Source organism: Streptomyces sp. NPDC001351 (assembly GCF_042896045.1).
Lineage (GTDB): Bacteria > Actinomycetota > Actinomycetes > Streptomycetales > Streptomycetaceae > Streptomyces.
Genome location: NZ_JBIAWS010000003.1, coordinates 628,905 through 640,633 on the forward strand (window position 1 = coordinate 628,905; position 11,729 = coordinate 640,633).

Genomic DNA, 11,729 nt, shown 5'->3' on the forward strand with positions numbered 1-11,729 from the left:
TGGCGTGGAGGATCAGCTGTCGGCCGGCATCACACTGCTGATCCTGCCCTTTTTGTCCGCCACGAGATAGCCGGTCCGGCCGTAGGCGTCAGTGAGGTACACCCTCATACCGACGGGAAAGCCGAAGACGTTGCCCGGGGGGTCCAGCACCAGGTATCGGGTGGCCGCCTTGGGCACCTTGAGTTTCTTCTTCGCCTGGACCAGCAGTGAGGGGACCTTGTCCCAGTCGAAGCCGTCCAGACGGACGGGTTTCTCTCCCCCGGTCAGTTTGTCGTTGATGATGTCCTTCTGTACGCCTTGGCCGGGGCGGTAGGTGTACGAGTCGTACGCGGTGTCGCTGCCGTTCACCATCACCCCGGCCGAGACGTACCCCGGGTAGACCGTCAGGTCGCCGAAGCGGTCCCGGCCGGTCTCCTTCTCGATGGCCGCGATCGCGGTGCGGATGCCCTGCGGGGTCAGCAGGTCGGTCGTGGCGGTCTGTTCCGCGGCGATGGGAGAGGCGGTGGAGCCGGCCGAGGGCGATGTCGTGGTGCCGGATCCCGTGGTGCGGGTGCCCGTGCCCCCGGACGCGTGCGTGCCCGACCCCGGCAGCTGGGTCCACACGAGCACGCCGGCGAGGGCAGCTCCGGCGGTGGGCAGGACAAGCAGCGTCCAGCGGCGGCGACCGGCGGACACCGGTGCAGTCGGTGGGGAGTGCGGGGGTGGGGAGTACGGCGGTGGGGCGTCCTGCGGCGAGCTGCCCCACGGTGGGACGGCCGGGGGTTGCAGAGGGAAGGACGTGGGGGTCCCGGTCTGCGTCCGCCGGGCCGCGCCGGCCAGCATCCGTTCCAGTTGCCGGGCGTCGGGGCGGGCCTGGGGATCGCGGACGAGGACGCGGGCGAGGACCTCCGCCAGGGGGCCGGCCTTGACGGGCGGCGGTATGTCGTCGGTGAGGACCGCGGCAAGGGTCGCGAGGGTCGTGCCCCGGCGCAGGGGATGGTGGCCCTCGACGGCGACGTACAGCATCATCGCGAGCGACCAGAGGTCCGAGGCCGCGCCGCCGTCCTTGCCGGAGACCCGCTCGGGTGCCATGTAGTCGGGGGTTCCGATGACCGAGCCGGTGGCGGTGAGGGCGGTGGCGTCGCGGATGGCGGCGATGCCGAAGTCGGTGAGCACCGGGCGGCCGTCGGGGCGCAGCAGGACGTTGGCCGGTTTCACGTCGCGGTGTTCGATGCCGGCCTCGTGGGCGGCCCGCAGCGCGGCCAGCACTTCGAGTCCGATGCCTGCCGCCTCGATCGGATTCATCGGGCCGAGGGCGAGACGGTCGGCCAGGGAGCCGCCGGTCACCAGTTCCATGACGATCCACGGGTAGGTCCCGGGGCCGCCGTCGACGATGTGATGGATCGTCACCACGTTGGGATGGTCGACCCGGGCCAGTGCACGGGCCTCCCGCAGCACCCGCTCCCGCAGCAGCCGTGCGGCCTCCGGGTCGTACTCGGCGAGGCCGGGGTCGGACGGCCGTACCTCCTTGATGGCCACACTGCGGTGCAGCATCAGGTCGGTGGCCCGCCAGACCATGCCCATGCCGCCGCCTCCGAGCCGTGCCGTCAGCTCGAACCGTCCGTCGACAACCCGTCTCGCAGGGGTGTCTCTGCCCTCGTCGCTCATGCGCGGGAGCCTAGTGGGCCGCTCTGACAGCCTCGCGTCCAGTTCAGTGAATGGACCGTTACCCGGCTCGCGCAGGAAGTACGTGGTCTGCCGGGGTGGCGTGCTCGGTCACCGGCGCGTGAACGCCGTGCGTCCCAGCCGGAAGCGGGGGTGGGGCTCGGCTCGGCCGGTCGCGAGGTCGGCGGCCATCGCGCCGATGAGCGGGGTGAACTTCGCACCGTGTCCGGAGCACGGGGAGACGATGACGAAGGGGCCGTGACGGTCGAGGACGAAGTCCTCGTCGGGGGTGGTGGTGTAGAGGCAGGTGGCCTCGGCGACCGGGTCGGGTTCGAGGCCCGGGAGACGGTCGCGGACGAAGCCGCTGACCCGCGTCCGCGACGACGCGTCGACGACCCCGCTGCGGGTGCGGGCGGTGGTGGGCGTGCCGCGGTCGTGTTCGGCGACCTTGAACGTGGGCAGCGGGCCGCCGTCGCTTCCCGACGGCAGGCCGTAGAGGTGCAGCGCCCCGTCCCAGATCAGGGTGGGCCACCGCAGGGACGGATCCCGCTGCGGGAAGTGGAAGACCTGCTGCTGGGTCACCTCCAACGTCGGCGGCGGGACGGGCAGTTCAAGCTCGGGCAGCCAGGCACCCACGGCGATCACCACGGTGTCCGCGAGCACCTCACGGCCGTCGTCGGTGCGCAGGAGGACCCGCTCGCCGCCCTGGACGTCGATGCCCGTGACACGTGTGCCGATGATCGCTTCCGCGCCGTGCTCGATCGCCCGCCGGACGCAGGCCGCAACGGTCCGGTCGGCGTCGACGACGCCCGCGTCCGGGTGGTGGAGCACCGGGCCCGTGATACGGATGTACGGCCAGCGCTCCGCGGCTTCCTCCGGGCTGAGGAGTTCATGGGACACGCCGGCCGCGGAGAGGAGCTCGGCGATCGCCTTCGTGTCGCGGTCCTCCCCCATGTCGAGGCCACCTGTCGTGCGCAGCAGGGGAGTCGAGCTGTCCTGCTCCAGTTCCCGCCACTGCTCGTACGCCTGCCCGGTCAGCCCTACGTAGAAGGGGTCGGCGTACGCCCGCCGGATGATCCGTGAGCTGCCGTGGGAGCTGCCGTGCCGGTGTCCGATGTCGTATGCCTCGATCAGCGTGACCTCGTGGCCGCGCCGGGCCAGCTGCCAGGCGGTGGCCGCGCCCATCAGCCCGGCCCCTACGACGGCGATCACAGCCCCTCCCCGGGGATCCAGTCCGTGCCCGCGAGCGGGACGCGGGCCATGGCGGCGGATTCGATCGTAAGGGCAACCAGATCCTCGGGCTCGAGATACGGGAGGTGGGCATTGCCGCAGGCGCGGGCGAAGAACGTCCGTATCACGGGCCCGGTGCTCCACCACCCGGACGCGGGCGTCCCCGACGACCGGCACGGACGGCCGGCAGCAACAGGGCTGAGCAGTACTGGAGTCGGGCCTCAGGCGCCCGGCACCGGGAAGAGCATGCAGCTGCTGGTGGCGTGCGCGAGCAGGCGCTCCGCCGAGTCGAAGAGCTGCGCCTCGGCGAGTGCGGTGCGCCGACCGCTGCTCAGGACGCTGCCGACGGCACGGACCTTGCCCGTGTCGGCGGTGATCGGGCGCAGGAACTTCACGTTCAGGTCGAGCGAGGTGTAGCCCATGCCCGGCGGCAGGGTGGACTGGACGGCGCAGCCGGCCGCCGAGTCGAGCATCGTGGCGTAGATGCCGCCGTGGACGCTGCCGATGGGGTTGTAGTGCTCCTCACCGGGCTCCAGGGAGAACACCGCGTGGCCGTGGTCGACCTCTTCGATCGACATGCCCAGCGTGGCGGCGATCGGCGGCGCGGGCAGCCGGCCGGCCAGGATCTCGCGGAGGAAGTGCAGGCCGGAGCCCTGCCCGACGGCGCCCGCCGAGATCGCGGGGTCGTGCCAGTCGTACGTACGAGAGCGTTCCATGCGCCTGCGGTTCCTCCCTGACCCACTGACTTTGTTTCTCGAAGCTAGCTCTGCGGTCAGCTGACTGTCAATGCAGAAGCCAGGTGTTCTACGATGGCGGTATGAAGTGGCTCGAGATGAGCACCGAGAACTGTCCGGTCCAGCGCAGCCTCAACCTGATCGGCGAGAAGTGGTCGCTGCTGCTTCTGCGTGACGCCTTCAACGGGGTGCGGCGCTTCGACGACTTCCGCCGTCATGTGGGGCTGTCGGAGGCGGTCCTGTCCGACCGGCTGCGCAAGCTGGTCGCGGCCGGGATCCTGCGGACGGTCCCCTACCAGGAGCACGGCAGCCGGACCCGCCACGAGTACCGTCTCACCGCCAAGGGCCGCGATCTGTGGCCCGTCATGGTGGCGCTGCGGCAGTGGGGCGAGGCGTACGTCGGGGATCCCGAGGGCCCGGTCCTGGAGATCCGGCACCGCGACTGCGGCGCCCCGGTGCGGGTCGTGGTCGAGTGCCCCGACGAGCACACGGAGCTCTCCCCGAGGGAGGTCACGGTGACACCGGGGCCGGCGGCGCGCCTGCAGCCTGAGAGCTGACGGCCTGTCCGGCGGATCTGCCGGACAGGCCCGTGTCCCGGGGAGGGCTCAGCGCTTGAGCGTGAAGGTGAAGTCGGCGGAGAGTCTGCCGCTCAGCCGGACTGCTGAGACGAGGTTCCCGTCCGTGATCAGGCGCTCGACCTCGGCCCGAGAGAGACCGCAGCCGTCGGCGATCAGCCGCACCGGCCGGACCGGGATCCGCGCGGCGAAGCGCACCGAGACGTCGATCACCTCGCGGGCCAGGTGATCCGTTCCGCCGGTGTCGAGACGCCAGGCACCGTCCCAGTCGAGGGCTGTGCGATTACGGCGGTGCAGGGCCGGATCCTGGAGCAACTCCGCTGCCAGGTCGGGGTCGTTGGCGTGCATCCGGTCCAGCAGCTCGGGTCGTACGGAGCGCACGTTCATCCGGTCCAGGACCCTGAGCTTCGCCGTGTCGCCGCAACCGGCGCAGAGCACCAGCAGCCAGGCGTCGAGGAGCTTGTGGTGCGCGTTGACGCGAAACTTGCCGTTGGCCCGGAAGCGTTCGGAAGCGCACGCGTGGCAGCGGCGCCGAACGGTCGGCAGGCAGGTGGGCATGACCACCCAGGTATGGAGCACAGAAGTACACCGGTTTCAGTGAGAAGTCCGCAGCAAGAAGCAGCGCGGCGCAGCTGCGCACGCGCGACAGATCAGCTCTCGGGGGGTCTCACACGGTGTACAACGGCACGTCCTTGCCTGGGCGACTCGGGTCGGCAGCACGGTAGGGCAGCGAAGTGGCGCTGATCCACTGGTTTTCGAGCGACTCGGCTCGGGCCCCGTACAGTTGACGACGGCTCAGAAGACGCCGGTGGGCTTCGGTTGACCGGCTCGGCCCGTGCTGCCGGGCGGCGTCGCGCACGACTGCGTCTTGCTGGGACCGGCGGCGGTCGAAGCCGGGAGCCCGGCCATGATGAGCTTGGCCCAGGTGGACGTCAGGCGCCCGCGGCGACCGCCCGCCGCCAGGCGCGCTCCCCCAGCAGCCGCAGCCCGTTGAGGCCGACGAGGACGGTGGAGCCCTCGTGGCCCGCGACGCCCAGGGGCAGCGGCAGGGTGCCCGCGAGGTCCCAGACGACGAGCCCCGCGATGAAGACCCCGGCGACCACCAGGTTCTGCACGACCAGACGCCGGGCCCGTCGGAAGAGGGCGATCACCGCGGGCACGGTGGCGAGTTCGTCGCGGACGATGACGGCGTCCGCGGTCTCCAGTGCCAGGGGTCCCCGACGACCAGCATCTTGCGTCCCGCGCGCTCCAGTTCGGTCACCGCGCTCACCTTGTGCTGCGGCAGCAGTCCCGCCCTGACGTCCTCGATGCCGACCTCGGCGGCCAGGTGCGCGGCCGCGCGGGGATTGTCGCCGGTCAGCAGGGACGGGGCGGTTCCGGTGAGATGCGTGAGGGAGGCGACCGTGGCGGCGGTGTCCGGGCGCAACTGGTCGGCGAGGCCCAGGAGCCCGACGGGGACCCCGTCGGCCACGACGAGGACGGCGGTACGGCCGGACTCCTCCAGGTCGGCCGCATGGACCGCCGCGTGCGCCGCCGTGGCGGAGTCGGACCTGCCGCCGATCCGGCGGGTCCAGGTTCCGGCTGCTTGCTCGGCCCCGAGGTCGTCCGGGAAAAGGTGGTCGCCCCGGCCCCGGCCCGCTTCCATCACTGTGCCGTCGCCGACGCCGGAGAAACCGGCAAGAGCGCCGCCCGCTCCCACGCCCCTCAGGTTGTCGGCGGCGAGGAGCCGGGCCGGTGCGCCCACCGTGGCCCGCCGCCCGTCGACCCTGGCCGTCACTCCCACGCCGGGTGTCGAGTCGAAGTCCCGCGCGGGTGGCAGCGGCAGCTCCCGCTCGCGCGCCGCCTCCACGACGGCCCGCGCCAGCGGATGCTCGCTGGGGTGCTCGGCCGCCGCCGTCAGGACCAGCAACTCCCGCTCCCCCAGCCCGGATCCGGGCAGCGGCCGTACGTCCGTCACCATTGGAACGCCCTCGGTCAGCGTGCCGGTCTTGTCCAGCGCGACGGTGTCGACCTGGACCAACTGCTCCATCACCACCGCCGACTTGACCAGCACGCCGTGCCGTCCGGCGTTGGCGATGGCCGACAGCAGGGGCGGCATGATGGCCAGGACCACCGCACACGGCGAGGCCACGATCATGAACGTCATGGCGCGCAGCAGCGCCCCGGTCAGCTCGGCGCCGAAAGCGAGCGGCACGAGGAAGACGGCGAGGGTCGCCGCCACCATGCCGAGCGAGTAGCGCTGCTCGACCTTCTCGATGAACAGCTGGGTGGGCGCCTTGATCCCGGACGCCTCCTCGACCATGCGGACGATCCGCGCCAGCACCGAGTCGGAGGCGTCGCGTTCGACGCGGACGCGCAGCGCCCCCGTGCCGATGACGGTCCCCGCGAACACCTCGTCGCCCCGCTCCTTGAGGGCGGGCAGCGGTTCGCCCGTGATGGTCGCCTGGTCGACCTCGCTCGCCCGGTCCAGTACGCGGCCGTCGGTGCCGACCCGCTCACCGGGCCGTACGAGAATCGTGTCCCCGACCGCCGGCTCCTCGACGGGTACGGCCCGTTCGGAGCCGTCCGGGGCGATCCGGGTCGCCGGGGCCGGGGCCAGGTCCAGCAGGCCGCGCACCGAGTCGGCGGTCCGGGCCGTGGCCAGGGCCTCCAGTGCGCCCGAGGTCGCGAAGATGACGATCAGCAGGGCGCCGTCCATGACCTGCCCGATCGCGGCGGCGCCGAGGGCGGCGACGACCATCAGCAGATCGACGTCGAGGGCCTTCTCGCGGAGCGCCTTGAGCCCCTCCCAGCCCGGCTCCCATCCGCCGGTGACGTACGCCGCCGCGTACAGCACACCCCAGGTCCAGGCCGGTGCGCCGGTCAGCTGCAGCGGCAGCGCGAGCAGGAAGCAGACGGTGGCCGCGACGGCCCAGCGCACCTCGGACAGCGCGAGCGTCCGGGTGCGCCGCCGGAGCGCGGGCGCGGTCGTGACCGGGGCGGCCTGGGGCGGAGTGAGCGTGGAGGTCACTCTCCGACCATACAGGAACACATGAAGATTCATTCATTTATTCATGAGTGCATGGTCATGAGGGCCTGGGCAGGGGGCTACGGCCGCTCACCCTCCGTAGGATGAGCGGCATGGGCCATGGAGCTGACACGACCACCGCCGCAACGGCACGCGAGCGCCTGGAGACCGTGGGTGCCGCCGACGTGGCCGCCACGCTCCAGGCCCTGGCGACCCCGTCCCGGCTGCGCATCCTGGCCCGCCTGCAGGAGGGCCCGTGCGCGGCGACCGAACTCGCCGACGCCGTGGGCATGGAACAGTCCGCCTGCTCCCACCAGTTGCGCCTGCTGCGCAACCTCGGCCTGGTCACCGGAGAGCGCCGCGGCCGCTCGGTCATCTACGCGCTCTACGACAACCACGTCGCCGAACTGCTCGAGCAGGCCCTCTACCACGTGGAGCATCTGCGGCTGGGCCTGCGCGACAGTGCGTCCTAGGCGTCCTGGCCGTCGGGCTGCCGGACGACCGAGCGGCGCTCGGCGGAGGGGCGGCGGCGCAGCAGCAGGCGTCTCGCGGGGCGCTCCACCGCCTCGTACAGGACCCAGGACAGGCCGAGGGACACGGCGAACAGGACGGCCGTGACGGCCAGGCCCGCCATCGGGCCGAAGAGGGGTTTCGTGCCGAGCACGTTGGTCCCGGCGCGCAGCACGAGCAGGTGGACCATGTAGAAGGCGAAGGAGAGCTCCCCCAGCCGTACCAGTCGCCGGTGGCGCCACATCGAGGGCAGACCGTGCAGGTCGGCGACGGCCGCCGCCGCGATGAGCAGGGCGAAGCCGATGACGGTGCAGACGGTGGCAGGGTAGCCGTCGGTGATGTGCGGGACGTGCGGGACGAGGAAGTAGCCGATGATCGCGAGGGCGAGCGAGGCTTCCAGGCCGGGTCCGCGCCACCGGTCGAGCAGCACCAGCCGGGCGACGGCGACACCGAGGACGAACTCGGGCAGCCGCGCGGCGGGGAAGGAGTAGATCTGCTGGCCCAGCCAGTGGTGCGCGTCCACCCACGCCAGCCCCAGCACCGCCAGCACCGACGCCCCGGCCAGCGCGGCCGCGCCGCGGGCGCCGAGACGGCGCAGGAGCAGCGCCAGCATCGGGAAGACGGCGTAGAAGAAGGCCTCGCAGGCCAGTGACCAGCTGACCGGGTCCAGCGTCTGCCACCAGGGCCGCCACCAGGAATGCACCAGCAGGACGTTGGCCAGCCCCTGGCTCAGGGTCGGCTTGGACTGGTGGGCCAGCGTGTACGCCATGAGCAGCGCGATCGCTGCGGTGACCAGGTGCACCGGCAGGATGCGGGCGATACGGCGGCGCCAGAAGGCGGGCGCGCGGTCGCCCGGCCGGGCCGACCAGGTCAGGACGAACCCGGACAGCACGAAGAAGAACGACACCCCCGTCGCGCCGGCCCCGAACGCCCAGGTGACCAGGGAGCCGGCGGCGCCGTCGAAATAGTGGAAGTTGTGCACGTGCAGTCCGAAGACCAGCAGTGCGGCCATCCACCGCAGGCCGGTGAGGGACGGCAGTGAGGGCGCCGGAGCGGACGGGGAACTCCTCGTGGTGGTCGCGGTTTCGGTGGTCGACGGCGTCCGGGGCGCCCTGGTCGCCGTCGTCATCGAATCACCTGCAGGGAACTGTTCGTGCTGTGCATGAAGCGGGGCATGAAGGGGAACGTTGCCCGTTCAGCACCTTTCATTCATCCCCGTACCCCACGTCACACCAATGGGGCCGAACCTCGGCGCCCCGGCGCTCAACCGCGGCCGTACCCCTTGTCCAGACGTTCGAGAACGGCACGCGCCATCGCTTCCTCGCCCTTGGCGTTGGGGTGCGCGGGTGCGGCGGGCGAGGCCGGCTGCAGCGGCTCGATCCAGCGGACGTCGGGCGATTTGCACATGTCGTGGCCCACCGTGGGCGCGTAGGTGTCGACGTACTTCGCGCGATCCCACTCGGCCACCAGCCGGAGCATCAGGTTCAGCCGCTTGCCGGTGTCGCGCAGATAGGCGAAGTCCCCGGCCGCGAACGGCACCGCCGGATAGCAGCCGATGCCGTCGTCGGGCAGCAGGTCCGGGTAGCCGACGACGAGCACCCGGGCGTGCGGCGCCCTGGCGTGCACGGCCCGCAGCACCGCGTCGATCTTCGGCGCGGTCCGCGCGATGGCGAGCGTGAGCTGGTCGATGCCGGACGAGGCGTAGGAGCGCCGGCACGGGTCGCCGGTCGGGTCCTGGGAGCTGAGGCGGGCGCAGGTGCCGATGATGGAGCTGAAACCGATGTCGTTGCCGCCGATCTGGACCGTGACCAGACCGGTGTCGCGGTTCAGCGCGTCCAACTGGGGCTCGTTGGTGCCCTGCGCCTTCCACATGTTGTCGGTCGTCGCTCCGCTGCAGCTCACGTCCTTGAACGCGGTCGCCTTGCGCGCCGCGGCCACGATCGAGGGGTAATTGTGGTCGGAGCGGGCGCAGTTGGCGTCCACCTGCTGCGGGATGAGGGGGCCCGCCGTGTAGGAGTCCCCGAGCGACACATAGCGGGTGTCCCAGCCGTGTCCCTCTCCGTGTGCCGCGGCAGGCGTCGTTGACGCCGCGACGAGCGCGCAGCCGCCGAGCGCCGCCCCCACCGCCATCCCCCGCCGCCGGCGTCTTGCCGCTGAGCCCGAACGCGTGTCGTCGGCCATGCGATTCCTCCCCCTGAGACCCGGACGTCGCGCGGAGCCGCACCGAGGCGCGGCGTCACACGCGACGCAGCCTGTATACCGCCCGGTATGTGTCCGGGGCCAGAGGCGGGAAGCGGGCAACTGGCCTCCGGGCAAAGGGGATCCATCGGTTCCGGGGGGCTGAACCAACCGCCGCCCAGGGGCGTCTACATCCCTGCGGCACACGCCGCATCGGCATCCCCGTTGGGTCCCCGACCCAGGTAGGTCTATCGTCTGAATCGTGGGCCAGAACATAGGAGAGCGGCCATGATGCCGCAGGACGAAGCCGTGATCGGCTGCACGGGGAAGGTGCTCGTCGGAACGCGCGGATCCGCGGGGCCCGGCGAAATCCTGGTGCGGGTCAGAGGCGGTTCCGAGACCTTCCTCGCCTGGTCCGAAGATCCCCTGCCCACGGGGGCGACGGTGCTGGTGATCGAGTCACGCGGATGTCGTGAGGTCGGCGTCATCGAGTGGGTGGATCCATTGGACGCGCTCGGCGGCGACGCCGTCGGCGCCGACTGAGGAGTAGAAAGAAAAATGTTCGGATACCGCGTTCCCGCCCCCGACGAGGCGATGCTGATCTCGGGAGGCAGGCGGGGACTGGGGGGCGCGCCGTTCCGAGTGGTGACGGGGCACGGCAAGTTCGTGATCCCGTTCTTCCGCAAGACCCGCTTCCTCACTCTGTCGATGTGCGAGGCCGAGGTCACCGAGACCTGTGTGACCAAGCAGGGCATCGCCCTGCACGTCCGCGCGGTCATCGCCTTCAAGGTCGGCAACGACCACGAGAGCATCATCAACGCCGGCCAGCGCTTCCTCTCCGACCAGGACCAGATGTCCGTCCTGACCGGCCGGATCTTCGCCGGTCACCTGCGGGCCATCATCGGCTCGATGACGGTCGAGGAGATCGTCACCGAGCGGCAGAAGCTCGCCGCGGAGGTCCTGGACACCTCCAAGACCGAGATGGCGAAGATCGGCCTGATCGTGGACTCGCTGCAGATCCAGTCGATCGACGACGGCGACGCCGGATACATCGACGCGATGTCCGCGCCCCACAAGGCCGCCATCCAGCGGCAGGCCCAGATCGCCCAGGCCCAGGCCACCCAGGCCTCGGTCGAGGCGGAGCAGGAGGCGGCCCGCAAGCAGGCCGAGTACGCCCGGCAGACCGCCGTCGTGAAGGCGGAGTACTCGGCCGAGGTGGACCGCGCCCAGGCGAAGGCGGCCCAGGCCGGACCGCTGGCGCAGGCGCACGCCCAGCAGGAGGTGCTCGCCGCGCAGACCGAACTGGCACAGCGCCAGGCCAAGCTGCGTCAGGAGCAGCTGGTCGCCGAGATCGTGAAGCCCGCCGAGGCCGAGGCCGAGCGGGTCAGGGTGCTGGCGGCCGCCGAGGCGCAGCGCATGAAGATCCAGGCCGAGGCGGCGGCCTCGTACGACCGGGTCGCGCTCGACCGGATGCTGATCGACCAGCTGCCGCAGATCGTGAAGGAGGCGGCGGGCGGCCTGGCGGGCGCGAACGTCAATGTCCTCAACGGCGCGGACGGTCTGGGCGAGATCGCCGCCGGCCTGGTCTCCCAGGGCCTGACCATCCTCGACTCGGTCCGGCAGAACCTGAACGGCCAGGACGCCACGGACGGGCGCCGGCCCGAGGAGAACAGCGGCAGCGGGCTGCTGCAGCTGCGCTCGGGCAAGGAGAGGAAGTCGGACGACGGGCCGGTCGACGTCGACTAGGCGCTCCGCCGGCTGTACCGATTTGCGGCTCCGCGCCCCTTTGGGGCGCGGAGCCGCAGGTGCCTCCCACACGCCCCGGACCTGCCATACCGTAGAGGGTGATCA

Annotated in this window: 13 protein-coding genes; 4 read left to right on the forward strand and 9 right to left on the reverse strand. The window is 71.5% G+C overall.

Annotated elements, in window-relative coordinates; translation table 11 throughout:
- Nucleotides 1–12: 12 nt before the first annotated feature.
- The 4 genes from ACFY1U_RS13080 to ACFY1U_RS13095 all read right to left on the reverse strand — a co-directional run bounded on the left by ACFY1U_RS13080 (nucleotide 13) and on the right by ACFY1U_RS13095 (nucleotide 3,590).
- Nucleotides 13–1,647, reverse strand: a complete 1,635-nt coding sequence (locus ACFY1U_RS13080; RefSeq protein ID WP_390694200.1) for a serine/threonine-protein kinase — start codon at nucleotides 1,645–1,647, stop codon at nucleotides 13–15.
- Nucleotides 1,648–1,755: 108 nt separating this feature from the next.
- Nucleotides 1,756–2,856, reverse strand: coding sequence for an FAD-dependent oxidoreductase (locus ACFY1U_RS13085; protein ID WP_390694201.1), 1,101 nt, complete (start codon nucleotides 2,854–2,856; stop codon nucleotides 1,756–1,758).
- Nucleotides 2,853–3,002 carry a hypothetical protein gene (locus ACFY1U_RS13090; RefSeq protein ID WP_390694202.1) on the reverse strand — a complete coding sequence of 50 codons (150 nt, stop codon included), beginning with the start codon at nucleotides 3,000–3,002 and terminating at the stop codon, nucleotides 2,853–2,855. The genes ACFY1U_RS13085 and ACFY1U_RS13090 overlap by 4 nt, the downstream gene beginning before the upstream one ends.
- A gap of 93 nt (nucleotides 3,003–3,095) precedes the next feature.
- Nucleotides 3,096–3,590: a PaaI family thioesterase gene (locus ACFY1U_RS13095; protein ID WP_390694203.1), complete on the reverse strand. Its 495-nt coding sequence runs from the start codon at nucleotides 3,588–3,590 to the stop codon at nucleotides 3,096–3,098.
- 101 nt (nucleotides 3,591–3,691) lie between these two features.
- Here ACFY1U_RS13095 and ACFY1U_RS13100 point away from each other — a divergent pair, with 101 nt between their 5' ends.
- Nucleotides 3,692–4,165, forward strand: a complete 474-nt coding sequence (locus ACFY1U_RS13100; RefSeq protein ID WP_390694204.1) for a winged helix-turn-helix transcriptional regulator — start codon at nucleotides 3,692–3,694, stop codon at nucleotides 4,163–4,165.
- Between the two features lie 48 nt (nucleotides 4,166–4,213).
- Here the strand turns inward: ACFY1U_RS13100 and ACFY1U_RS13105 are convergent, their stop codons facing one another.
- From ACFY1U_RS13105 to ACFY1U_RS13115, 3 genes are all read right to left on the reverse strand, one after another.
- The gene (locus ACFY1U_RS13105) at nucleotides 4,214–4,762 is read right to left on the reverse strand and encodes a DUF1062 domain-containing protein (RefSeq protein WP_390694205.1); all 549 of its coding nucleotides are present in this window, start codon (nucleotides 4,760–4,762) and stop codon (nucleotides 4,214–4,216) included.
- 353 nt (nucleotides 4,763–5,115) lie between these two features.
- Nucleotides 5,116–5,334 (reverse strand): hypothetical protein, encoded by a 219-nt coding sequence (locus ACFY1U_RS13110; protein ID WP_390694206.1) that lies wholly within the window; start codon nucleotides 5,332–5,334, stop codon nucleotides 5,116–5,118.
- Nucleotides 5,331–7,193, reverse strand: a complete 1,863-nt coding sequence (locus tag ACFY1U_RS13115; protein ID WP_390694207.1) for a heavy metal translocating P-type ATPase — start codon at nucleotides 7,191–7,193, stop codon at nucleotides 5,331–5,333. The genes ACFY1U_RS13110 and ACFY1U_RS13115 overlap by 4 nt, the downstream gene beginning before the upstream one ends.
- A gap of 110 nt (nucleotides 7,194–7,303) precedes the next feature.
- Here ACFY1U_RS13115 and ACFY1U_RS13120 point away from each other — a divergent pair, with 110 nt between their 5' ends.
- A complete protein-coding gene (locus ACFY1U_RS13120) occupies nucleotides 7,304–7,663 on the forward strand; it encodes an ArsR/SmtB family transcription factor (protein ID WP_390694208.1) in 360 nt (119 codons plus the stop codon).
- Here ACFY1U_RS13120 and ACFY1U_RS13125 read toward each other — a convergent pair.
- Together ACFY1U_RS13125 and ACFY1U_RS13130 are read right to left on the reverse strand one after the other, a co-directional pair.
- Nucleotides 7,660–8,829, reverse strand: a complete 1,170-nt coding sequence (locus ACFY1U_RS13125; protein WP_390694209.1) for an acyltransferase family protein — start codon at nucleotides 8,827–8,829, stop codon at nucleotides 7,660–7,662. The two genes, ACFY1U_RS13120 and ACFY1U_RS13125, sit on opposite strands and share 4 nt — an antisense overlap.
- A 134-nt stretch (nucleotides 8,830–8,963) precedes the next feature.
- A complete protein-coding gene (locus ACFY1U_RS13130; RefSeq protein ID WP_390694210.1) occupies nucleotides 8,964–9,881 on the reverse strand; it encodes an SGNH/GDSL hydrolase family protein in 918 nt (305 codons plus the stop codon).
- 288 nt (nucleotides 9,882–10,169) lie between these two features.
- On the opposite strand from ACFY1U_RS13130, the gene ACFY1U_RS13135 reads away from it, so the two are divergent.
- Both ACFY1U_RS13135 and ACFY1U_RS13140 read left to right on the forward strand, forming a co-directional pair.
- Complete coding sequence (locus tag ACFY1U_RS13135; RefSeq protein ID WP_030936072.1) at nucleotides 10,170–10,421, forward strand: hypothetical protein; 252 nt, start codon at nucleotides 10,170–10,172, stop codon at nucleotides 10,419–10,421.
- Between the two features lie 15 nt (nucleotides 10,422–10,436).
- A complete protein-coding gene (locus tag ACFY1U_RS13140; protein ID WP_390694211.1) occupies nucleotides 10,437–11,624 on the forward strand; it encodes a flotillin family protein in 1,188 nt (395 codons plus the stop codon).
- Nucleotides 11,625–11,729 lie beyond the last annotated feature (105 nt).

Coding starts and splice junctions, on each gene's coding strand:
- ACFY1U_RS13125 (WP_390694209.1), bottom strand. CDS start 8,829: ATGACGACGGCGACCAGGGCGCCCCGGACGCCGTCGACCACCGAAACC.
- ACFY1U_RS13100 (WP_390694204.1), top strand. CDS start 3,692: ATGAAGTGGCTCGAGATGAGCACCGAGAACTGTCCGGTCCAGCGCAGC.
- ACFY1U_RS13135 (WP_030936072.1), top strand. CDS start 10,170: ATGCCGCAGGACGAAGCCGTGATCGGCTGCACGGGGAAGGTGCTCGTC.
- ACFY1U_RS13120 (WP_390694208.1), top strand. CDS start 7,304: ATGGGCCATGGAGCTGACACGACCACCGCCGCAACGGCACGCGAGCGC.
- ACFY1U_RS13140 (WP_390694211.1), top strand. CDS start 10,437: ATGTTCGGATACCGCGTTCCCGCCCCCGACGAGGCGATGCTGATCTCG.
- ACFY1U_RS13130 (WP_390694210.1), bottom strand. CDS start 9,881: ATGGCCGACGACACGCGTTCGGGCTCAGCGGCAAGACGCCGGCGGCGG.
- ACFY1U_RS13080 (WP_390694200.1), bottom strand. CDS start 1,647: ATGAGCGACGAGGGCAGAGACACCCCTGCGAGACGGGTTGTCGACGGA.
- ACFY1U_RS13095 (WP_390694203.1), bottom strand. CDS start 3,590: ATGGAACGCTCTCGTACGTACGACTGGCACGACCCCGCGATCTCGGCG.